Source organism: Allobosea sp. MMO-172 (assembly GCF_037147855.1).
Classification (GTDB): domain Bacteria; phylum Pseudomonadota; class Alphaproteobacteria; order Rhizobiales; family Beijerinckiaceae; genus Allobosea.
This window is the reverse complement of record NZ_JBBCUM010000007.1, coordinates 180857-200949: the sequence shown is the minus strand read 5'-3', so window position 1 is coordinate 200949 and position 20093 is coordinate 180857. Positions and strand designations below refer to the sequence as shown.

At 67.4% G+C, this 20093-nt stretch carries 24 protein-coding genes; 15 read left to right on the top strand and 9 right to left on the bottom strand.

Annotated elements, in window-relative coordinates; genetic code table 11:
* Position 1: 1 nt before the first annotated feature.
* The 4 genes from WFK61_RS12950 to WFK61_RS12935 all read left to right on the top strand — a co-directional run bounded on the left by WFK61_RS12950 (position 2) and on the right by WFK61_RS12935 (position 4918).
* Positions 2 to 1219, top strand: coding sequence for a phage tail sheath protein (locus WFK61_RS12950; protein ID WP_336812226.1), 1218 nt, complete (start codon positions 2 to 4; stop codon positions 1217 to 1219).
* 26 nt (positions 1220 to 1245) lie between these two features.
* Entirely contained in the window at positions 1246 to 1791 is a 546-nt protein-coding gene (locus WFK61_RS12945; RefSeq protein ID WP_336812224.1) for a phage major tail tube protein, read from the top strand.
* Between the two features lie 4 nt (positions 1792 to 1795).
* Positions 1796 to 2284 (top strand): phage tail assembly protein, encoded by a 489-nt coding sequence (locus WFK61_RS12940; RefSeq protein WP_336812222.1) that lies wholly within the window; start codon positions 1796 to 1798, stop codon positions 2282 to 2284.
* A gap of 156 nt (positions 2285 to 2440) precedes the next feature.
* Complete coding sequence (locus WFK61_RS12935) at positions 2441 to 4918, top strand: phage tail tape measure protein (protein ID WP_336812221.1); 2478 nt, start codon at positions 2441 to 2443, stop codon at positions 4916 to 4918.
* A gap of 48 nt (positions 4919 to 4966) precedes the next feature.
* On the opposite strand, the gene WFK61_RS12930 is transcribed toward WFK61_RS12935, so the two are convergent.
* On the bottom strand, positions 4967 to 5236 hold the full coding sequence (locus WFK61_RS12930; protein WP_336812219.1) for a hypothetical protein: 270 nt from the start codon (positions 5234 to 5236) through the stop codon (positions 4967 to 4969).
* Positions 5237 to 5304: 68 nt separating this feature from the next.
* On the opposite strand from WFK61_RS12930, the gene WFK61_RS12925 reads away from it, so the two are divergent.
* The 8 genes from WFK61_RS12925 (at position 5305) to WFK61_RS12890 (ending at position 9770) form a co-directional block, all read left to right on the top strand.
* Positions 5305 to 5730 carry a phage tail protein gene (locus tag WFK61_RS12925; RefSeq protein WP_336812217.1) on the top strand — a complete coding sequence of 142 codons (426 nt, stop codon included), beginning with the start codon at positions 5305 to 5307 and terminating at the stop codon, positions 5728 to 5730.
* Positions 5730 to 5945 (top strand): tail protein X, encoded by a 216-nt coding sequence (locus tag WFK61_RS12920; RefSeq protein ID WP_336812215.1) that lies wholly within the window; start codon positions 5730 to 5732, stop codon positions 5943 to 5945. Before WFK61_RS12925 ends, WFK61_RS12920 begins: the two co-directional genes overlap by 1 nt.
* A gap of 5 nt (positions 5946 to 5950) precedes the next feature.
* Complete coding sequence (locus WFK61_RS12915) at positions 5951 to 7000, top strand: phage late control D family protein (RefSeq protein WP_336812213.1); 1050 nt, start codon at positions 5951 to 5953, stop codon at positions 6998 to 7000.
* Between the two features lie 2 nt (positions 7001 to 7002).
* Complete coding sequence (locus WFK61_RS12910) at positions 7003 to 7587, top strand: hypothetical protein (RefSeq protein WP_336812211.1); 585 nt, start codon at positions 7003 to 7005, stop codon at positions 7585 to 7587.
* On the top strand, positions 7584 to 8090 hold the full coding sequence (locus WFK61_RS12905) for a hypothetical protein (RefSeq protein ID WP_336812209.1): 507 nt from the start codon (positions 7584 to 7586) through the stop codon (positions 8088 to 8090). The genes WFK61_RS12910 and WFK61_RS12905 overlap by 4 nt, the downstream gene beginning before the upstream one ends.
* 2 nt (positions 8091 to 8092) lie before the next feature.
* Positions 8093 to 8227, top strand: a complete 135-nt coding sequence (locus tag WFK61_RS12900; RefSeq protein ID WP_336812207.1) for a hypothetical protein — start codon at positions 8093 to 8095, stop codon at positions 8225 to 8227.
* A gap of 137 nt (positions 8228 to 8364) precedes the next feature.
* Positions 8365 to 9183, top strand: a complete 819-nt coding sequence (locus tag WFK61_RS12895) for a DNA adenine methylase (protein WP_336812205.1) — start codon at positions 8365 to 8367, stop codon at positions 9181 to 9183.
* A 38-nt stretch (positions 9184 to 9221) separates the two neighbouring features.
* The gene (locus WFK61_RS12890) at positions 9222 to 9770 is read left to right on the top strand and encodes a hypothetical protein (protein ID WP_336812203.1); all 549 of its coding nucleotides are present in this window, start codon (positions 9222 to 9224) and stop codon (positions 9768 to 9770) included.
* On the opposite strand, the gene WFK61_RS12885 is transcribed toward WFK61_RS12890, so the two are convergent.
* From WFK61_RS12885 to WFK61_RS12865, 5 genes are all read right to left on the bottom strand, one after another.
* Complete coding sequence (locus WFK61_RS12885; RefSeq protein WP_336812201.1) at positions 9745 to 10539, bottom strand: LysR family transcriptional regulator; 795 nt, start codon at positions 10537 to 10539, stop codon at positions 9745 to 9747. The genes WFK61_RS12890 and WFK61_RS12885 overlap by 26 nt on opposite strands.
* A gap of 1 nt (position 10540) precedes the next feature.
* The gene (locus tag WFK61_RS12880) at positions 10541 to 11122 is read right to left on the bottom strand and encodes a peroxidase-related enzyme (protein WP_336812200.1); all 582 of its coding nucleotides are present in this window, start codon (positions 11120 to 11122) and stop codon (positions 10541 to 10543) included.
* The gene (locus tag WFK61_RS12875; protein WP_336812198.1) at positions 11119 to 11595 is read right to left on the bottom strand and encodes a hypothetical protein; all 477 of its coding nucleotides are present in this window, start codon (positions 11593 to 11595) and stop codon (positions 11119 to 11121) included. The genes WFK61_RS12880 and WFK61_RS12875 overlap by 4 nt, the downstream gene beginning before the upstream one ends.
* A 135-nt stretch (positions 11596 to 11730) precedes the next feature.
* On the bottom strand, positions 11731 to 12420 hold the full coding sequence (locus WFK61_RS12870; RefSeq protein WP_336812196.1) for a DUF2182 domain-containing protein: 690 nt from the start codon (positions 12418 to 12420) through the stop codon (positions 11731 to 11733).
* Positions 12421 to 12557: 137 nt separating this feature from the next.
* Complete coding sequence (locus tag WFK61_RS12865; protein ID WP_336812194.1) at positions 12558 to 13337, bottom strand: DUF899 domain-containing protein; 780 nt, start codon at positions 13335 to 13337, stop codon at positions 12558 to 12560.
* A 116-nt stretch (positions 13338 to 13453) separates the two neighbouring features.
* Here WFK61_RS12865 and WFK61_RS12860 point away from each other — a divergent pair, with 116 nt between their 5' ends.
* Positions 13454 to 14674: a helix-turn-helix domain-containing protein gene (locus WFK61_RS12860; protein WP_336812192.1), complete on the top strand. Its 1221-nt coding sequence runs from the start codon at positions 13454 to 13456 to the stop codon at positions 14672 to 14674.
* 34 nt (positions 14675 to 14708) lie between these two features.
* Positions 14709 to 15347 (top strand): Vgb family protein, encoded by a 639-nt coding sequence (locus tag WFK61_RS12855; protein ID WP_336812190.1) that lies wholly within the window; start codon positions 14709 to 14711, stop codon positions 15345 to 15347.
* A 159-nt stretch (positions 15348 to 15506) separates the two neighbouring features.
* Here WFK61_RS12855 and WFK61_RS12850 read toward each other — a convergent pair whose 3' ends face one another.
* On the bottom strand, positions 15507 to 16670 hold the full coding sequence (locus tag WFK61_RS12850; protein ID WP_336812188.1) for a M20 aminoacylase family protein: 1164 nt from the start codon (positions 16668 to 16670) through the stop codon (positions 15507 to 15509).
* 105 nt (positions 16671 to 16775) lie between these two features.
* A complete protein-coding gene (locus WFK61_RS12845) occupies positions 16776 to 17723 on the bottom strand; it encodes a LysR substrate-binding domain-containing protein (RefSeq protein WP_336812186.1) in 948 nt (315 codons plus the stop codon).
* A gap of 128 nt (positions 17724 to 17851) precedes the next feature.
* Between WFK61_RS12845 and WFK61_RS12840 the strand changes: the two genes are divergently transcribed.
* Entirely contained in the window at positions 17852 to 18556 is a 705-nt protein-coding gene (locus WFK61_RS12840) for an SDR family oxidoreductase (RefSeq protein WP_336812184.1), read from the top strand.
* Positions 18557 to 18574: 18 nt separating this feature from the next.
* Here the strand turns inward: WFK61_RS12840 and WFK61_RS12835 are convergent, their stop codons facing one another.
* Positions 18575 to 20092, bottom strand: coding sequence for a tripartite tricarboxylate transporter permease (locus tag WFK61_RS12835; protein WP_336812183.1), 1518 nt, complete (start codon positions 20090 to 20092; stop codon positions 18575 to 18577).
* Position 20093: the final 1 nt, after the last annotated feature.

Genomic DNA, 20093 nt, shown 5'->3' with positions numbered 1-20093 from the left:
AATGGCCACCACCGAACGGTTTCACGGGACGCGCGTCTTCAAGGAAGGCCAGACCGCGCGCCCTGTCGAGGTCCTCGACTATTCGACCGCCGGCACCGTCATGATCGGGCCGAATGCGGACCCGGACTTCTATCCGCTCGACGAGCTGGTCACCGTCTTCACCAACGATACCGACGCCCGCGCGGCCGCTGGCACCGGCGGCAATGTCGAGGCGATCTGGGACGCGATCGACGACCAGGGCGTTGTCGCCGAGCTGCAGATCGTGCGCGTCGCCGAGGGCGCCTCGGCCGTTCCGCAGACCAAGCTGGAGCAGACCCTCGCCAACATCGTCGGCTCCGGCGCCAACAACTCCGGCGTCCATGCCTTCAAGGAGGCTTCAAAGCCCGCCAAGCTGCTGTTCGTGCCGGGCTATGACAGCCAGCGCATCAGCGGGGCCAAAAACCCGGTCGCGGCCGAATTGACCGGCATCGCGAACCGTCTGCGGGCCATCAAGATCCTGAACACGCCCGACGCTTCGAAGGAGGCCGCGCTCCAGTATCGCGAGGATTTCGCCGACGATCCGCGCGCCTATCTCTTCCACCCCTCGGCAAAGGTCTTCCGCGGCACCACCATCACCGAGCCGGCCTCGGGCCGCGTCGTGGGCCTCTTCATCAAGCGCGACAAGGAAGTCGGAGGCCCCTTCCGCAGCCCGTCCAACCAGTCGATGGGCGGCATCACCGGCCCGTCCCGGCCGATCCCCTATTACGACGGGGAGTCAGACAGCGAGGCGAACTGGCTGAACCAGAACGAGATCGCGACCCTGCGCGCCGGCTCGATCCTGTGGGGCAACCGCACCTGCGCCGCCGATCCGCTCGACGCCTTCGTCAACGTGGTCCGCACCCAGGACATGATCGACGACACGGTCATGCGCGCCTTCTACTGGGCGCTCGACGACAATCTGTCCGTGCCGCTCGCCCAGGCCATCCTGGAGACGCTCGACAATTTCGGCGACGAGCTGAAGAGCAAGGCGGGGGTGCTCGGCTTCCGCGCCTGGTTCGACCGCAGTCAGAACTCCAACACCGCGCTCGCCGGGGGCATCCTGCGCCTGACCTACGATCGCGAGCCGGCCGCGCCGCTCGAAGACCTGCAGTTCGGGGCGCGCCGCAACGTCGAGTACTACGCCACGCTCGCCGACGGCATCCTCAACATCTCCAGCAACATCACCGCCGCCGCGGCCTGACGGCGGACGGACGGCCGGAGGCCTCCATGACCAAGCTTTCGCTTCTCAACGTCCGCGGCATGAACTGGTACACCGAGGATGCCGCCGGCACGCCGCTCAACATGCATCTCGCCACCGAGAGCTCGAAGGTTCCGGCGATGTCGGAGAACTTCGAGACCTTTGTGCCGGCGGCGACGAATGGCGCGATCGAGATCCCGCTGAACCGCGAGGCGCTGGAGATCAGTCTCGCAACTAAGGGCCTCCAGCCCGAGCTGCTGCGGCTGTTCTCGACCCCCTTCGGCGTGCGCCGGAAGTTCACGGGGTTCGGCGTGCTCATCAATGAGTACGGCACCACCCAGGCCGAGCGCGAGTTGCAGGTGGTGGCGACGGCCTATGCCCGCCTGGGCGCTGAGATCGACGAGCACAACGGCACCTCGCTGATGGGCACGAGCTACGCGATCAAGTCGATCGCCAAGTACGTCCTGACGATTGGAAACACCGAGATCTGCCGTTTCAACATCGAGCTCGGCGGCTGGGTCGATTACGAGGGCCAGCAGGAGCGGATCGCCAACATGCTCGGCCTGAACGGCTGACGCCATGAAGGAGAAGCCGCACGATCCCCATTTCGATCCGATCCGCCCGCCGCCCGGCGCGCCTGACCAGCTCGGCGTGGCGCGGGAACCGCCCCGTGCCTGGATCGACCCCGCCGCCAATTCCGACGAGGACATCGCGAACGGCAAGCTGACCATCAGCTTCTCGGTGCCCGTTATCCGTCCGGCCGATCCGACCGCGTGGGAAAAGGTGGTTCCGCTCGACTTCCCGCTGCTGGTCGATGGCGCCGCCCTGACGGAGATCCACATCCGCCGGCCGACCGGCGCGGATATCGCCGAGCTGATGGAGGAGAGCTCCGACGAAGAGACGCTTCCGGCGCGGCTCTACGCACGGATTTGCGGCGTTCATCCCGCCGTCTTCGGGGCGCTGTGGCCGGACGATTCGGAGCGGGTGGCCGAAGCCGCCCGCCCTTTCTTGCCGCGCGCCATCCTCGACATCGAGGCGGCACAACGGGCGGAAAGCGCGAGCGGGTGATCCGCCGCTCGCCGCTCGCCCTCGTGCCACTGCTCGCGATCGAGGTGGCGCGGGGCACGGATACACCCTTGCCGACCGTGCTCTCCTGGCACGTCGGCAAGATCCTGTTCTGGCACAGCGAGGTAGGCACCCTCGCAGGCGCGTAGGAGCCGACGCATGCGCGTCAAGATGATCCTCGACCTGGTCGCCAATACCAAGAGCGGCGCGAAGCAGGCGCAGCGCGACCTGAAAGGCGTGAAGGACGCCGCCAAGAGCCTGGATGGGGCCAAGGGCGGCCAGCGGATCAGCCGCGACTTCCTGAACCTTGCCTCCAGCTCGAAGACCGCGACGCGCAATCTCAAGGACACCAAGGTCGCCACCGACGCGCTGGGCAGAAGCGCGGGCGCCAAGAAGCTCGGCCGCGAGCTCGACGACGTGGCGCGCAAGGCTGCACGCGCGAAGGCGGGAATGGATCGTGTCGCCGCCTCCGATGGCCGCCTCCGTGATCGCCGCGGCCGGTTTGCAGGCGGGGGCGGTAGAGGCGAGGCCGGCAGCGCGAAGGAAGGTGGATCGACACTTTTCGCCGGCACGAAGGGGCTTCTCGGCGGCTATCTCGGCATCCAGGGCGCCCGCATGGCTGCTCGTGGCACGGTCGGCCAGTCGATCTCCTTCGAGAAGGCCATGGCCGAGGTCCGCAAGAAGGTCGACGGCATGGACAATCCGGCCGAGCTCCAGAAGATGGAGCAGGCCGTCTCGAAATGGGCGATCGCCTATGGCCGCGCTCGCGAAGAGGTTGCCTCCCTCGTGGCCGAGGCCGGCGCCGGCGGCGTCACGCTCAAGGACATGCCGGAATTCGTCCGCATCAACCTCGCGGCGGCCACCGCATGGGATGCCACGGCCGATAAGACGGGCAATGCGCTCGCTAAGATCCGCGCCGCGACCCAGTGGGGGAACAAGGAGCTCGAAGAGTTCGGCGACAAGGTCAATGCGCTGTCCGACGCGGGCGCGGCGAAGGAAATGGACGTTGTCGACATGTTTCAGCGAGCCGGCGCGGCTGCCAAGGCCGCTGGTGTAGAGTTCGATACCTCGCTCGCCTTCCTGACCGCTATGAACAACGTCGCCATCGCGCCGGAAGTGGCCTCGCGCGGCTTTGCCGCTCTTTCGTCCACACTGCGAACGGGCAGCGGCAAAAAGTACGCTGAAGGCTTGGCAATGCTCGGTCTCACTCCCGGCAAAGTCAAAGCGGGCATGAAGAAGAATGCGACCGGCACAATCATCGACTTTCTTGAGCGGCTCGAAAAGAGCTCCGAGAAGGCCGACGCCGCGATCAAAATCGTTGGCAAAGAATGGTGGGACGAGGTGGCGCGCACAGGGCAAGCGCTGCCTGAAATTCGCAAAAACCTCGAAATTGTCCAGGACCCCAAGAAATGGCAGGGGTCGATGGCGAACAACCTCAACATCCAGCTCGCGACCACCGACAACCACCTTAAGCGTCTCTCCGCACAGGCTAGTGAGGTAGGCGACCGCCTGGGTCGCTGGGCGCTGCCCGCGATCAACGAGGGTATCGAGAAGATCATCGCCGGCATGGATGCGCTGGATAAGCGCGCCGCCGACAAGAAGGCCGAAGCCAGCCTCAGCGAGAAGGTCGCGGCCGGGCTGCCGCTCTCGGCCGAGGAGCGCGAAAGGCTCGCCAACGACGGGCTGCTGGCCGCCCGCGTCAAAGGCCAGAGCAACGCGATCTCGGCTCGCAAGGATTTCGAGGACACCGCGAACCGGACGTCTCAGTCCGATCCGCAGACTGTGCTCTCCGAGCGCGCGCAGCTGTTGCGCCGCCAGCTCCAGCGCCAGATCGAGACGCTTGAAGCCGAGTTGAAACTGTCCCCGGACGGCTTCGGCGATAGGAAGAAGAACAAGCGTCTTGCCAACCTGCGCAAACAGCTCACTGAGATCCCGACCGGCTCCTTCGACCTTCATGCGTCCCGGCCGGACGCGCGCCGGCCGGCCGACCAGGACGAGCGCGGCCGGCCCGACCGCAGCGAGGTCATGGCGCTGCGCGAGCGCGTCCTGCAGCTGGAATCGCGGCTGACCACGCTCGACGAATTGCGCCGCACCTCGGGCAATCGCGACGATCGCCTGGGCTTCGGTGGCGACGCCCTCGCATATGAGCGCCGCCGCAACCAGGCGGACGAGCAGCTGCGGAACCGGCTCGCTCCCAACGCGACGGCTGCTGGCCGCTTCGGCTTCGGCCCCGGCGGCGCGCCAGTGTCGGCTCAGGCCAAGGGCGCCGGATCGGGAACGGCGTCCTTTCGCCCGTCAATACAGAACTGGGCGAGCAGCGTGCTCGGCGCCCAGGACATCGACCTGAGTGGCATCGGCGTCACGATTGCCGAGAGCCTGGCGCAGGGCCTCAGGAGCGGGGGATCGTCGGCCGAGGCGGCAGCGGGCGGAATTCGCAGCGGCATCACGGGTGCCTTTTCCGGTGCCGATCTCTCGGCCGCCGGCGCGCACATGATGGCGACCCTTGAACAAGGCCTCACCGCCGGCGGCGATCGGGCCGTCGCAGCAGCGCAGCGTATAGGCGCCCGGCTGAAGGGCGCGCTCGCCGCCGGCGGGCGCCAGTCGCTCTCCGGCGCCCTGCATGACGGGGTCGAGTAGATGAGCAACGGTTCCGCGATCAGCTTTGGTCGGGTCGTCGCGATCCTGTCAGACCAAGCCATCTTTCTCGGCCTCGACGCGGACCCCCGCCATGACGAGCGCAAGCGCGGCATGCCCAGCGTCATAAAACCGCTTCTCGTCATCGGGCGTAGCGGTCGCTTGCGGCAACCCGTTCCGGATCATGGTTTTCAGGCGCTCCTGCATGCTCTCTGTCCAACCAAGATTGCCATGGAGCCGGGTGATCTCTCCGCCCAACTCGGAAGCGATTGCGATCGTGGCCGCAAGCATCGCCGCCATGGAGTTCATCTGCTCGTTCACAGCCGCTTTCCTCTCGCGCTCGGCGCCGCGCTGGCAGCGTTTCGCGAGTCGTGGTCGGGAAGCAAGCAATGAGCGGCGTCCCGATCCTCGCCATCGGCCCGCATATCTTCGCGGCGCTGCCGCTCTCGCTCCAGAAGATCGAGGAGCGGACCAAGATGAGCTGGCCGGCGATCAGGCGCTTCGGCGCCGGCCCGGCGCGCCAGAACACCGGCCGCGACGAGGACGAGTTCACCGTCGAGGGCCTGTATTTCGACGACGAATGGGGCGGCCATGCCGAGTATCTGGCGCTGAAGATGACCCAGCGCGCCGGCCTCCCGGTGGAGCTGCTCGGCGCCGCGGCCGGCGGCGGCGCGTCCGTGTTCGGCACCGTTGTCATCCTCGAAGTTGGCGCCAGCCATTCCTTCATCCGAAAGAGCGGGATCGGGGCGAAGACCGAATTCGATGTGAAGTTGGCGCCGTTCGGCGGCGAGCTCTCCTTCGGCGGGCTGCTCTGATGCGTGTCGAGGTCACCCGCGAGAACATGACGCTGGACCTGGTCGTGTGGAACGCGTTTGGCCGGCAGGATCCCGGCGTGGTCGAGCAAGCCTTCGAGCTCAATCCGGGCCTGGCGGAGCTGGGGCCGTTTTTGCCGGTAGGGACCATCGTGGAGTTGCCGGAGCCGCAGGCGGCGAAACCGCCTCTGCGCGAAACCGTCGTGCTCTGGACCTGACGGCCATGCCGTTTGCTCTCCCGCAGCCCAACGCCCTCGGCTACACCCCGATGATCTCGATCAAGGTCAACGGCAAGGAGGTCGCGGCCGGCTTCTACACCCGGCTCAACAAGGCGACTTTGACCGATCAGGCCGGGCAGACATCCGACAAGATCACCTTCGAGCTCGACGACGCGGACAACGCGATTATCGTGCCACCGCCCAAGGCCACGATTGTCGTCGATCTCGGTTACAAGGAAACCGGCCTTGTTCCGAAGGGGACCTTCGAGATGCAGCCGATCGCCTTCAAGGGCGATATGGATTTGGGTGAGCTGCTGACGATCCAGGCGAGCTCGGCCGACCTCAAGCGCAAGCTGAAGGGCAAGGGGCGCGAGAGCTTCAGCAACATGTCGCTGAAGGAGATCGCCGAGAGAATTGCCGGCCGCAACGAGATGACCGTGCATGCCGATCCGACGGTCTCCAGCTTCAAGTTCGACTTCCGCGCCCGCGTCGATGTCAGCGAGATCGACTTCCTGACGACCATCGGCGACGAGCTCGACGCGGTCGTGAAGCCGATGGGTGACAAGCTCGTGATTTCGCGCAAGGGCGCGGCCACCTCGGTTTCCGGCAAGACATTGCCGCAGATCCTGATCGAGAAGTGGGACTGCAAGGGTTGGGAGATCACGCCGGACGGGCGCGTCGAATACGGGACCGTCAAGGCGCCCTGGATCGACCAGAAGACCGGCAAGCGCGAAACCGCCGAAGCCAAGACGGGTCTGAAAGGCCCGGAGACCGTGCTGCGCGCGCCCTATCCGACCAAGGAACTGGCCGAGAAGGCCGCCATGGCCGAGGCGCGGCGCCTGACCAGGCAGACGGGCAGCGGGCATTTCGAGCTCTACGGGCGGCCCGAGGCCATGGCGGAGGCCGATGTCATCGCCGGCCAGAGCTTCCGCCGGGAGATCGCCGGTAACTGGCGCGCCGATTCCGTCGAGCACGTCTTCGACCCGAACGGCTTCATCACCACCGTCAACATCGCCGCGAAAGAGGACGGCTCGTCCTCGAAGGAAAAGGACTGACCATGGCGACGCAGATCTACAACATCGTCCCCGGCAAGGCTGGGAAATACGTCGCCGGCATCCGCCTGACGCCCGGCCAGACCACGATCGAACTCACCCCGGAGCAGGCCGATTATGAGCTGGCGCAGGGCACGATCACCGCGACCGGCCAGCCCGGCAGCGCCGTACCCGCGGCCGCGCCGGTAGCCAAGACGGACACCGTGCAGCTGCTGCGGAGCGGCCTCCCGACCCGGCCGACCGTCGCGGATCTCGCCGCGTTCGTCCAAGCGGCGGCGCAATCGGTCAGGAGCTACGACGCCAACACCGTGCTCGGCGCGGCCGACAAGGGCGCGCTCGTCATCGTCACCAATGCCGCGGCCCGTGCCGTGACGCTGCCGGCCGACTGGCTGCCGGGCGAGAGCGTGACGGTGAGGCGCGGTGGCGCCGGCGCCGTGACCTGGACGCTCGCCGCCGGCGCGACTCTCGCGCTGCCCGCCTCGAAATCCGCCCATGTCGGCATTGCGGCTCAGCACGAGGAGGCCACCTTCAAGGTGCTTTCAAATGCCGGCAATGCGGCCGTCTGGGCCGTGGCGGGGGCGACGGCGTGACCGGCGCCTTCGTCATCCTCGCCTGCGCCATGCTGAACCGCCTGCGCGGTGACGACAGTTGGATGCCGTCCTGGCTGCGCGGCCGCGCTCTCTTCTATGTCGCGCCGGCGATCGGCGCCGTCGCGTGGTTGGTTCAGCCCTGGCCGGTCGCACTCGCCTTTGCGCTAGGCTTTGCCCTCTGGGCCGGGCCGGGCTGGGGCCACATCCTGATGCGGGTCGGCGGCCGCCGCCCTGATCGTTCGCCCGATGTGATGGAAGCGGCGCTTCTGGCTCTGCCGGGCTCTCTGGCGCCCGTGTTTGCCCGGATGATGTTCATCCTGCCGACCGCGATCGCCGTCGCCTGGCTCACCGGCCGGCCGGAATTCTGGCTCGCGGCTCCGGCCTTCGCTGCGGTGGCGACGGTCGTCTACCACACCTTGTTTCGTCCGCTCGCGGCCTATGACTGGCTGCGCGCCGAGCTCGTCCTCGGCGCCCTCTGGGGCATCCTTATCGTCGGAGCCTGACCATGCGCGCATTCGCCTTGCTGATGGTGGCCTTTGCCCTCGCGGGCTGCGCCTCGCGTTTCGATGGCCAGGACGGCATGGACGGGCGGGCCGTGGCGGCGGGGCTCAGATACGAGCTCAACAACGAGAATAGGTGACGTGACAGGGGAGCCTTGCGGCTCCGGCGGCAGTGTCCCGGGAAGGTCTTTGCCGCCCGACGAGTGCGACATCACATCGCCCGCCACGACGGCCGTGAGGCCGCGCCATAGCGGGCGTCATCAGGTTCTAAGATCAGATGAACGAGGTTCGTCCTATTTCGCCCGTCGCCGGCTATATCGGCGGCAAGAAGCAGCTCGCTCGCACGCTCGTCGAGCGGATCAGTGCGATCGAGCACACCACCTACGCTGAAGCCTTCGTCGGCATGGGTGGCGTATTCCTGCGCCGGCCGACCAGGCCGAACGCCGAGGTCATCAACGACGCGTCGCGCGATGTCGCGACGTTCTTCCGGGTACTCCAGCGCCACTATCAGGCCTTTCTGGACATGCTGCGCTGGCAGCTCTCCAGCCGCGCCGAATTCGAGCGGCTGAACGCCCAGGATCCGGACACGCTGACGGATCTCGAACGCGCGGCCCGATTCCTCTACCTGCAGAAGCTGTCCTTCGGCGGGAAGGTCGCCGGCCGAACCTTCGGCATCGATACGAAGGCGCCGGCGCGCTTCGACATCACGAGGCTCCAGCCGCTCCTCGAGGCCGTTCACGACCGCCTCGCCGGCGTCTGGATCGAATGCCTGCCGTGGCAGTCGTTCATCACCCGCTGGGACCGGCCAGGCACGCTGTTTTATCTGGATCCGCCCTATTGGGGCACCGAGCACTTATATGGCCGTGGATTATTCGGTCGGGAGCAGTTCGAGCAGCTCAGCGCCGCTTTACAGCGCCTTCAAGGCCGCTTCATCCTATCGCTGAACGACGTGCCCGAGGTGCGCGAGCTGTTCGCCTGGGCTTCGATCGAGACGGTCGAGCTGAGCTATCAGGCCGGCGGTGCGGGGAAGACCAAGCGGGTGCGGGAAGTGATTATCTCGCCATCGAGGGGGGGGCGAGGATGGCCGCTGAGCTAACACTAGACGCGATTCTAAAGATCGCAGGCGTTGGAGGCGTGGCTGCCGCAGTGGCCAATCAAGCGCTGAAAACTGGCGTCGACATTGCGACGAGCTATTTTGGTCGACGGTCGGACAATGCTTATTCAGCCGTTCGATGTGTTGTGATGCTCGAACGGTACGTCCAGCAGGCTGAAGCACACCTCACCGAGACTGAGATCGCCTTCAGTCGGGAGCAAACGCTGGAAAGCCTCCCCGTACCCGATCCGCTCCCAGCCGACATAAACTGGAAGAACTTCGATACGGCGCTCTCTTTCCGGGTTTTGAGCTTCGCTGCCGAGGTCGAGCTGGCCCAAGCGGCTTGCGATCTAGAGGAGAGGGAGACCGGCTATTGGATAGGCAACACCGAGGCGAAGCGGCTGGGGCTGGCCGCATGGGCATTGGCAGTCAGCATCCGCAAACAGTACGGCCTTGGCCCTAACCACGAGCTCGCCAAGCTCATCCCCATGCTTGACGACCGGGATATGGAGCAGGCGCGGCGTAGGGGGAAACTAGTGGCGGAGCGTGGATTGAGAAGACGGGCTACCCCACCGCCGGTGAGTGATTGAAACTCAATCTGTTGCCATTTGATTGTTCGCGCGTTGCCATTTGAAAGTTCGCGCTACAGATGGCGACGCCGGCCCCGGCCCGGATGAAGGAGAGCACGTTCATGGTCGAGGTCGTGCGGACCCTGACCCGGACATCGACGCTGGCCGCAGTGAGCGCCGCGCGGATGCGCGCCGGCACGCCCCGGCGCAGGGACATGCCGACGAGGTCCCGCCCGGAGAGGGCACTGAGATCGATCGGCCCCTCACTGCGGGCGAGCGGATCGGTCTCGGGCACGGCGAGCACGCAAGGAGCGGTGCCCAGCCATTCGAGCGCGAGGTCGCGATGCAGCAAAGGCGCGCTGGTGGCGCCGAGCTGCGCATTGCCGGAGATCACCGCGTTCTGCACGCGGTCGGGGTTCTCGACCTCGATCGCGAGCCGCGGCGCATCCGCCCCATTCCAGGCATCGGTGAGCAGGCCGAAGGCGAGCGACGACACCGCCGATATCCGGATCGGCGGCTCGGCCTCGCCGATCACCTCACGGGCGCGCTCCCATAGATTCACGAAGCCGGCCAGCGCCCGCTCGACATCGTCGCGCAGCACCATGCCCTTCTGCGTCAGCACCAGCCGTTGGCCGACGCGCTCGAACAGCGGCTGGCCGAGATCGCGCTCCAGCTCCTGGATCATGCGGCTGACCGAAGGCTGGGACACGCCCAGATGCTTCGCCGCCGCCGTGACGCTGCCGAGCGAGGCGACCTGCAGATAGGCTTCGAGGATCTTGAGACGGCTCATCTCACCCGTCTTTGCGGACCGGATCGCCGAGGATGTGCATCAGCCGGTTGGCCCAGCCGAACAGGGCCGTGGACAGGATGAGATCGACGATCTCGGCTTCGTCCAGTCCAGCCTCGCGCAGGCGGGTGGTGTCGGCCTCGGTCACGGCCGGCGGCGATTGCGAGAGCTTGACGGAATAGTCGAAGATCGCCTGGTCGCGCGGGCCGAGCTTGGCCTTCTCGCCATTGGCGAACAATTCGTCGGTGACGGCGGTGTCCTTGCTGAGCTGGGCATGGCGCGCGGCATGCACGGCGGCGCAGTAGATGCAGCGATTGACCACCGATGCGCCGATCGCCCCGAGCTCGCGCTCGGCCCGGCTCAATCCGCCGGGATCGTACATGATGCCGTTGAACAGCGGCGAGCGCACGTTGAGGGTCTCCGGATCATGCGCCAGCACCAGCACGTAATCCGAGACCTTGGTGTTGGACGGCGTGACCTTCAGCGCCTCGAGCTGCTCGGGGCTTGCCTTGGCGAGATCGACCGGGGTCACTCGCGGCTGCCAGTCCGGCACGTTGCGGGTGAAGCGATGCACGACCCGGCTCATGCGGAGGCTCCCTTGAGAACGGCGAGCCCGGCAAGGACGCGGCACTGGTAGCTCATGAAGGCGTTGAGTTCGCAGAGCCGCACGATATCGGCCTCGGCCACGCCGGCTGCCTTGAGCCCCTCGATCTCCTCGGCCTGCACGGCCCGCGGCTGGGTCGCGACCCGGTCCATGAAGGTAATGACGCTGCGTTCGCGGTCGTCGCGTCCCGCTTCGGTGGGGTCGGCGAGGATGCGCAGTGCCGGCTCGGTCACGCCGGCGAGGTAGTGCGCGGCCAGCTCCGGCAAGGCGTTCTGAAGCGCGATCCGGGCCGAGATCGCGCGGCGCCAGGGCGAGGGGAAGCCGCCGGGATCGCGCGGATCGATGACGGCGTTCTCGGCCTGCCGGCTCATCTCGAAGATGTTGCTGCGCGACTGTGCGGCGGCCGATATGGCGCCGAGCCAGGGAGACGCCTCAGGGTTGGCGGGTTGGGCCATGGCAATCCCTTTCATGCATCAACTTCGCTGCTTGATGCTTTAGATGAATGAAGCAACGAATTTGCGCTGCGTCAAGGAGCTTTGCCGGCAGCGTGATAGGCTGCGCCGTTCCGGCGCTGGGCTGAGCTTTCGAACTCATCGGAGGGCCTGCGCGAGCAGGAGAAGGCCGGGGGCGGCCATGAACACGCCGGTCGCTTCGGCAGTCCGGGCTTTCGCCGGCAGCAGGCGCTCCGCCGTGACGGCGATCGTCACGCCGATCATCAACGGCAGGTCCATGACACCGCCCGCGATCAGGACCGCCATGGGCCCGATGCAGGAGGCGCAGCAGCGCAACCCGAGGAGCGCGCCGGCCCGCAGCGCCGATAATGGAGCAGACCACGCATGTGATGCTTGGGGGGAGGCAACGCGGCAGCTCGCGAGGAGCTGTGCCTTCCAGCGGGAAAATTGTGCGACCCCCGCGATCAGGACGAGAAGGCCGCCTGCGATCGGGCCGAGACGCCCAAGCGCGGGCCAGAGTATCGCGGCCTGTGCCAGCGCCGCACCAGTGAGGAAGACAAGAAGGCCGAGGCCGGTCCAGACAGCGAAGTAGCTGGTGCCGACCAGGGCCGCGAAGCAGCCGGGTCGGCTCGTGCCAGCCGCAAATACCGTTCCCCGATAGCGCCACAGCACGGGCGTCAGCGAGGGCAGCATCATCGCGACCGTCATCACGAACCACATGCCGAGGAAGCAGGTGGCGGTATCGAGCCAGGACTGGCCGCAGAGCGGCAGCCAGATACCCGAAAGCAGCCAGCCGCCGGCCATCGGCACGGCGCCCATCGTCTCCATCGCCGCGCCGGACAGGATCGTGACGGTCGTTGCCGCTGCGAAAAGCAGTCCGGCTGTTCCGAAGAAGACGAATTGGGCCCCGCGCCCGGCCTCTCGACCGGACGCGGAACCCGTTTCGACACCTGTTCCAGCTGCGCTCACGACGCAGCTTGGCGGGGGGCGTAGCGGTCGCGATGGAGCCACCACGGGCCTTCCGCCTCGTTGCGGCCCTTCGGCGCCCGGTCGAGCCAGGCATACATGCCCCAGACGCCGTCCACGCCGCGCGAATAGCTGGAATAGGTGTGGTAGATCGCGCCGCCCTCGCGGATGAAGGCGCTCATCCCCGGCCGGTCGCGGTGATAGGTCGGCACGTCCACGCCCGACATTGCGGCGAGCGAACGCTCGATCTCGTTGCCGGAGGTCCGCCACTCGAATTTCGGCTTGTGGCGGAAATTGTAGTCGATGCCCTGCGTCCGCTCCTGCATCTCGGTGAAGGAGACGTTGTAGTCGAAATTGAAGTCGGTCTGGCCGGCCGAGGCCCAGGGGAAGCTCCAGCCCATCCGCTCGCGGAAGGCGAGGAGCTTGTCGAGCGGCGCCCGCGAGATCGCCCAGAGCATCACGTCGTGATTGGCGAGATGGGTGGTCGAGCCGTTGAACCCGTCGGCGATCGCCGAGCAGGACGGGCAGCCGGCCGTGTAGTCCGGCCCGAACATGAAATGATAGACGAGGAGTTGCGAGCGCCCCTGGAAAAGGTCGGTGAGTGAGGCGTCGCCCTGCTCGGTCTGGAAGAGATAGTCCTTCTCGACCTTGACCCAGGGCAGGGCCTGCCGCCGCTCGGCCAGCGCGTCGCCCTGCCGTGTATAGGCCTTCTCGGCCTCCAGCAGTTCGAGCCGGGCGGCGAGCCATTCCTCGCGTGTTCCGATCGCATGACTGGTCATGGTGTTTCACTCCTGTCGTCGGATGTCCGCACCGCTTCGACACTCGATGCGGCGTCGCGATCGGTGGTAAGGCGGAGGCGGCAGACGGTGGGAGTGACAAGTTTGGCGGGATTCCGATGGACTCGCTGATCACGGCGGCGGCCCGCGCGCTCGCTGCGGGCGATCCGTTGGGGGCGCTGAACCGGGTCGCCTTGCGCGACGATGCGCCCGCTTTGGCGCTGCGCGGCATCGCCATGGCGCAGCTCGGCGATTTCGCCCGTGCCAAGGCTTTGCTGCGCCGCGCCGGCCGCGCCTTCGGGCCAAGGGAGGCGGTCGCGCGGGCGCGCTGCACCGTCGCCGAGGCGGAAGTCGCCCTGGCCGCGCGCGATCTCGGCTGGGCGCCCGGAAGGCTCGATGAGGCAGCTTCGGTGCTCGAAGCCCATGACGACCGCGCGAATGCCGCCCATGCGCGCCTGCTCGACATTCGCCGGCTGCTGCTGATCGGCCGGCTCGGCCATGCGGGCGAGCGCCTTGCCGGTATCGACCCGGCGCGCCTGCCCGCCGCGCTGCGCGCCATCCACGGGTTGGCAAGCGCCGGGATCGCCTTGCGCCGGATGGAAGCCCGCGCTGCCCGGGTTGCATTGGAAGGCGCGCGTGATGCCGCCGGACGAGCCGGCATTCCCGCGCTGATCGCCGAGGTCGGCGCCGCCCGCCGCCTGCTCGACGAGCCGGCCGCGCGATTGATCGCTGACGGCGCCGCACGCCCGCTCTTGCTCGACGAGGTCGAGGACCTGCAGAGTTCGCAGGCTTTGATCGTCGATGCCTGCCGCCATGCCGCACGCGACCGGGACAGGTCGGTTTCGCTGGCCACGCGGCCTGTGCTGTTCGCCCTGCTGCGGGCGCTGGCCGAGGCCTGGCCGCAAGATGCGCCGCGCGAAGTGCTGATCGCGCAAGCCTTCGGCTCGCGCTTCACCGATGAAACATATCGGGCGCGATTGCGTGTCGAGATCGGCCGGCTGCGCGCGGCGCTGCGGCCGCTGGCCCGGATCAGCGCGACCGAGCGCGGCTTCGTCATCGCGCCGCGCCGCGCGACGGGGATCGCGGTGCTGGCGCGCCCGGTCGAGGAAAAGCATGCCACGGTGCTCGCCCTCATGGCCGATGGCGAGACATGGTCGAGCTCCGCCCTGGCGCTGGCGCTCGGTTCAAGTCAGCGCAGTGTCCAGCGCGCGCTGGATGCGCTCGCCGAAGCCGGCAAGGTCCAGTTCTTCGGGCAGGCGCGGGCACGCCGCTGGGTGATGCCGCCGATGCCGGGTTTCGCGACGAGTTTGTTACTCCCGGTGTCCTGGCCGGATGGCTAGGGTCCGGCATCACGACAGACGCAGGAGCCAAGCGATGACCATACCCGCTGCCGAAATCACCCGCACCTACGGCCCGTTCCCGGGCGTCGAGAAGGTCCATGGCGTCAGCTTCGACGGCGCCAATGTCTGGTTCGCCTCCGGGGACAGGCTGAACGCGCTCGATGTCGCGAGCGGCGAGGTCACCCGCACCATCGACGTGGCCGCCCATGCCGGCACGGCCTTCGACGGCACGCATCTCTTCCAGATCGCCGAGGACCGTATCCAGAAGATCGATCCGCGGACCGGCTCGGTGCTGGGCACGATCCCCGCGCCGGGCAAGGGCGGCGATTCCGGCCTCGCCTGGGCCGAGGGCTCGCTCTGGGTCGGCCATTATCGCGAGCGCAAGATCCACCAGATCGACCCGGCCACCGGCAAGGTGCTGCGCAGCATCGAGACCAACCGCTTCGTCACCGGCGTGACCTGGGTCGAGGGCGAGTTGTGGCACGGCACCTGGGAAGACGGCGAAAGCGAATTGCGCCGGATCGATCCCGCCACCGGCAAGGGCCTGGACGCGCTCGCGATGCCTCCGGGCGTGGGTCTGTCCGGGATGGAGTCGGATGGCGCCGGCCTGTTCTATTGCGGCGATGCCGGCAAGAACGCGCTGCGGGCCGTGCGCCGGCCGAAGCGCGCCTGAATCTTGAATCATGAGCCTGTTCGACAGCCGGTGAGGCGAGTTCGGGCTCATCTCTACGCCGGCCGGCGGAGTGTTTGGCTCCATAGATCGGGGAATGTTCGGAAGGCTCTTCCCCGAGAGCGTGCCGCAGGAGAGCGTTCGTCTCTCGTCGGCCGAAGCTCAGCCGGCGGGCAGCCTGTGCCTGACGATTCCGGCATGGAACCGCGCGCCGTGGATCAGCCCGCGATCGTCGAAATCATAGGACGCATTGTGCAGCGGCGCAGAGCCCTCGCCATTGCCGACATAGGCGAAGCAGCCGGGCACATGGTCGAGGAAGCGGGCGAAATCCTCAGAGCCCGTCATCGGCTCCGCAGCGACCGCGACATTGTCGTCACCCAGCACGGCCCGCGCGGCGGCGAGCGCTTCCTGCGAGAGCGCCGTGTCATTCACCAGCGGCACGAATTCGCGCGTATAGGTCAGTTCGCAAGCGAGGTTGTAGCTCTCGGCCGTGCCGCGCGCGATGACGCCCATCTGGCGCTCGATCGCGGCGCTGACCTCGGGGCGGAAGCTGCGGGCGTCGCCGAGGATGCGGGCCGTTCCCGGCAGTACGTTGCGGGTGCCGTCGGTCAGGAGTTCGGTCACCGAGACCACCGCGATATCGGCCGGGCTCAGGCGGCGCGAGACGATGGTCTGGAGCTGCATCACCAGCGCGCAGGCGGCGACCAGAACCTCGCTTCCGGCATGCGGCTTGGCGGCATGGCCGCCGACGCCCTTCAGCACGATCTCGAAATTATCCTCGGCCGACATGAAGGAGCCGGCGCGCGTCTGGAACTGCCCGATGCCGAGGCCCGGCATGTTGTGCAGGCCGTAGATCTCGTCGAAGGGAAAGCGCTCCATCAGTCCGTCGTCGAGCATGGCGAGCGCGCCACGACCCCATTCCTCGGCCGGCTGGAACAGGAAGCGCACGGTGCCGTCGAAGCCGCCTTCCTTCGCCAGCAGCTTCGCCGCGCCGAGCAGCATGCTGGTATGGCCGTCATGGCCGCAGGCATGCATTACGCCGGGCGTCTGCGAGCGATAGGGGCGCTCGCCCTGCTCGGTGATCCGCAGCGCATCCATGTCGGCGCGCAAGGCGATCGCGCGGTTGCCACTGCCGCGCCTGAGCGTGCCGACGACGCCGGTGCCGCCGATGCCCTCGACGACCTCGTCCAGGCCGAATTCGCGTAGCTTTTCGGCGACAAAGGCCGCCGTCCGCTTCTCCTCGAAGCCGAATTCGGGATGCGTGTGCAGGTGGCGGCGCCACGCGGTCATCTCGGATTGCAGGGCATCGAGATCGAGCTTGGACATCGGAGCGGCCTCGCGTCACGGGGTTGCGAAGGGATAGTGCAGATGTGCCGCAAGAAGCGCTGCAATCCCGCCTGCCGGGTGCAAGTTTGTTGCGCGGGCCTGAGGCTATCCGTTGCGTGCGTCCGGTTGTGAGCCGGGCGTGCGGTCCGACCGGGCGGGGCTGTTGCCGGCTGCGGCCTCGATCAGCCAACGGCACACCGCCTCGACCGGGCCTGGATGCCTCGGCTTGCGCGGGAAGACGATATGGAAGCCCGCTTCGACGGGCAGTTCCGCCGGCAGCGCGCGGGCCAATCGGCCGGACGCGATGTCGTCGGCGACGAGGAACAGGCTCGCCAGGGCGAGGCCCTGCCCGGCGATCGCCGCCTCGACCGCCAGCGAGGTCTGGTTGAAGCGGACGTTCTGGCCCGAGGCCGGCGTGCCGCCCGGAAACGCCGTGCCGAGGAACGAAGGCCAGAAATCATGGGCATCGTGCAGCAACGGGTAGCGCGCGAAATGCCGGGGATCGCCGGGCTCGCCGAGCTTCTCGATGAGCAGGGGGCTGCCGATGGCGATGATGGTCTGTTCGTGCAGCAATTCCGCATTCAGCCCCGGCCCGAATGGCGGCTGCCCGAGCCTGACTGCGAGGTCGACGTCATCCGTTTCGAAATTCGAGAGGCGGTCGGTCGCGACGATCCGCAGGTCGATCGCCGGATGGGCGGCCGTGAAGGCGGGAAGGCGCGGAATGAGCCAGCGCGAAGCGAGGCTCGGCGTGACGCTGATCGTGAGGCGCTGCGGTTCGGCGCGCAGCTCCCGCGTCGCTTCCGCGATGAGTTCGAAGGCGCGGCGGATTTTGGCGGCATATTGCTGCCCCGCCTCCGTCGGTTCCAATCCGTGGGCGCGTCGCAGGAAGAGTTTCAGCCCAAGCTCGGCCTCGAGGCCGCGGATCAGTTGCGCGACGGCGCCTTGCGTCACGCCGATCTCCTCGGCGGCCAGCCGGAAGTTCAGATGGCGGGAGACGACCTCGAAAACGCGAAGGCCATTCAAGGGCGGCAAGCGACGGGAGGATGAGGGCATGCGATAGTTTTTCTACTGTCTCTACTGCGCGGAACTGGTTCGCCGTGCGGCGCTGCCGATGCTAGAACGCGAGTGGACCATCACTCTGCTGCGGCCCTGGCTGCTGCTGCATCGAACCGGAGGATAGCATGTCGGTAGAAAAAGTGGCTCTCGTCACCGCGGGCGGCAGCGGCATGGGCGCCGCGGCGGCGAAGCGCCTGGCGCAGGACGGCTTCGCGGTCGCTATCCTCTCTTCATCGGGCAAGGGCGAGGCACTGGCGGCCGAGCTCGGCGGCATCGGCGTCACCGGCTCGAACCAGTCGAACGACGATCTGAAGCGCCTCGTCGATCTCGCGCTGGAGCGCTGGGGTCGCATCGACGTGCTCGTCAACAGCGCCGGCCACGGGCCGCGCGCGCCGATCCTCGACATCACCGACGAGGACTGGCATCGCGGCATGGACACCTATCTGCTCAACGCCATCCGCCCGACGCGCCTGGTGACGCCGATCATGCAGAAGCAGAAGGCCGGTTCGATCATCAACATCTCGACCGCCTGGGCCTTCGAGCCGAGTTTGATGTTCCCGACCTCGGCGGTGTTCCGGGCGGGGCTCGCCTCCTTCACCAAGATATTCGCCGACACCTATGCGGCCGACAACATCCGCATGAACAACGTGCTGCCGGGCTGGATCGACAGCCTGCCGGCGACGGAGGAGCGGCGGCAGGGCGTGCCGATGCAGCGCTACGGCACCAGCGACGAGATCGCCGGCACGATCGCGTTCCTCGCCTCGAAGGACGCGGCCTATATCACCGGCCAGAACCTGCGCGTCGACGGCGGCATCACCCGCGCGATCTGAGGCTGTTCCGGGCGCCGTTCAGGCGCCCGGCTTGCCGGCTTCGGCCACCGGAACGGCGGGATGAAGCTTCGGCTTGCGGATCAACGGCAGGCCGATCGCGACCACCGCCAGCAGCCAGAGCACGATGCTGGTCGGCGTCGAGAACAGGATCTCGTAGCCGCCATCCGACAAGGACAGCGCCCGGCGGAAATTGTCCTCCAGCAGCCGGGCGAGCACGAAGGCCAGCATCAGTGGGATCAAGGGTATGCCGACCTTGCGCAGGATATAAGCGAGGATGCCGATGCCGGTGGTGATGATCAGTTCGAAGGCCGAGTTCGAGACGGCATAGACCCCGGCATAGGACAGCGCGAGGATGCCGGGATAGAGGATCCAGGCCGGCACCAGCAGCAGGCGCGCGAACAGCCCGACCAGCGGCAGGTTCAGCACGAGCAGCATCAGGTTGCCGATATACATCGAGGCGATCAGGCCCCAGGCGACCTCCGGGCGCTGCGTGAACAGCAGCGGGCCGGGCGTGATCGAATACATCAGGAAGGCGCCGAGCATCACGGCCGTGGTGCCGGAGCCGGGAATGCCGAGGGCCAGCATCGGCACCATCGAGCCGGTCTGCGCGGCGTTGTCGGCGGTTTCAGGCGCGGCCAGGCCGCGCATGTCGCCCTTGCCGAAGGTACCCTTGTCGGAGATGCGCTTCTCGGCGGTATAGGCCATGGCCGAGGCGACGGAGGCCCCGGTGCCCGGCAGCACGCCGAGGAAGAAGCCGAGGCCGGTCGCGCGCAGCATCGCCGGCAGGCAATAGACGATCTCGCGGAAGCTCAGGCGCGCGCCGTTGCCGGTGCGCGAGACCACGCCGCTGATCATGCCTTCCGCGAGGAAAAGTATCTCGGCGACGGCGAAGAGGCCGATGGTCAGACTGGTGAAGTCGATGCCGCCCAAGAGCTCCAGCGAGCCGAAGGTGAAGCGCTCGACGCCGGTGCCGCCATCGACGCCGACCATGGCGAAGAGCAGCCCGAGCGCCACCGCGATCCAGGTCTTCACCGCCTTGCCCTCGCTCATCGTGCCGAGCAGCGCAAAGGACAGGACCATCAACGCGACATAGTCGGCCGGACCGAAGGAAAGCGCGAGCCGCGCCAGCGGCACGGCCAGGAAGGTCATCAGGATGACGGCGCTGGTGCCGCCGACGAAGCTGCCGATGCCGCTGATCGCCAGCGCCGCCGCGCCGCGCCCGGATTTGGCCAGCGGATAGCCGTCGAGCGTCGTCATCACCAGCCCGGGATCGCCGGGGATGTTGAGCAGGATCGAGGAGATGCGGCCGCCATAACCGCTGCCGTAATAGAGCCCGGCGAGCAGGATCAGCGCCGTCTCCGGCGGCAGCTTCAGCGCGAAGCAGAGTGGCAGCAGCAGCGCGACCGCGTTGATCGGCCCGACGCCGGGCAGGGCGCCGATCGCGGTGCCCAACGCCACGCCGGCGAAGGCGACGGCAAGGTTGAGCGGGGTGAGCGCGACCTGGAAGCCGGAGAGGAGGGCGGCGAATGCGTCCATC

Coding starts and splice junctions, on each gene's coding strand:
- WFK61_RS12950 (WP_336812226.1), top strand. CDS start 2: ATGGCCACCACCGAACGGTTTCACGGGACGCGCGTCTTCAAGGAAGGC.
- WFK61_RS12945 (WP_336812224.1), top strand. CDS start 1,246: ATGACCAAGCTTTCGCTTCTCAACGTCCGCGGCATGAACTGGTACACC.
- WFK61_RS12940 (WP_336812222.1), top strand. CDS start 1,796: ATGAAGGAGAAGCCGCACGATCCCCATTTCGATCCGATCCGCCCGCCG.
- WFK61_RS12935 (WP_336812221.1), top strand. CDS start 2,441: ATGCGCGTCAAGATGATCCTCGACCTGGTCGCCAATACCAAGAGCGGC.
- WFK61_RS12925 (WP_336812217.1), top strand. CDS start 5,305: ATGAGCGGCGTCCCGATCCTCGCCATCGGCCCGCATATCTTCGCGGCG.
- WFK61_RS12920 (WP_336812215.1), top strand. CDS start 5,730: ATGCGTGTCGAGGTCACCCGCGAGAACATGACGCTGGACCTGGTCGTG.
- WFK61_RS12915 (WP_336812213.1), top strand. CDS start 5,951: ATGCCGTTTGCTCTCCCGCAGCCCAACGCCCTCGGCTACACCCCGATG.
- WFK61_RS12910 (WP_336812211.1), top strand. CDS start 7,003: ATGGCGACGCAGATCTACAACATCGTCCCCGGCAAGGCTGGGAAATAC.
- WFK61_RS12900 (WP_336812207.1), top strand. CDS start 8,093: ATGCGCGCATTCGCCTTGCTGATGGTGGCCTTTGCCCTCGCGGGCTGC.
- WFK61_RS12895 (WP_336812205.1), top strand. CDS start 8,365: ATGAACGAGGTTCGTCCTATTTCGCCCGTCGCCGGCTATATCGGCGGC.
- WFK61_RS12885 (WP_336812201.1), bottom strand. CDS start 10,539: ATGAGCCGTCTCAAGATCCTCGAAGCCTATCTGCAGGTCGCCTCGCTC.
- WFK61_RS12880 (WP_336812200.1), bottom strand. CDS start 11,122: ATGAGCCGGGTCGTGCATCGCTTCACCCGCAACGTGCCGGACTGGCAG.
- WFK61_RS12875 (WP_336812198.1), bottom strand. CDS start 11,595: ATGGCCCAACCCGCCAACCCTGAGGCGTCTCCCTGGCTCGGCGCCATA.
- WFK61_RS12870 (WP_336812196.1), bottom strand. CDS start 12,420: ATGGAGACGATGGGCGCCGTGCCGATGGCCGGCGGCTGGCTGCTTTCG.
- WFK61_RS12865 (WP_336812194.1), bottom strand. CDS start 13,337: ATGACCAGTCATGCGATCGGAACACGCGAGGAATGGCTCGCCGCCCGG.
- WFK61_RS12860 (WP_336812192.1), top strand. CDS start 13,454: ATGGACTCGCTGATCACGGCGGCGGCCCGCGCGCTCGCTGCGGGCGAT.
- WFK61_RS12855 (WP_336812190.1), top strand. CDS start 14,709: ATGACCATACCCGCTGCCGAAATCACCCGCACCTACGGCCCGTTCCCG.
- WFK61_RS12850 (WP_336812188.1), bottom strand. CDS start 16,670: ATGTCCAAGCTCGATCTCGATGCCCTGCAATCCGAGATGACCGCGTGG.
- WFK61_RS12845 (WP_336812186.1), bottom strand. CDS start 17,723: ATGCCCTCATCCTCCCGTCGCTTGCCGCCCTTGAATGGCCTTCGCGTT.
- WFK61_RS12840 (WP_336812184.1), top strand. CDS start 17,852: ATGTCGGTAGAAAAAGTGGCTCTCGTCACCGCGGGCGGCAGCGGCATG.
- WFK61_RS12835 (WP_336812183.1), bottom strand. CDS start 20,092: ATGGACGCATTCGCCGCCCTCCTCTCCGGCTTCCAGGTCGCGCTCACC.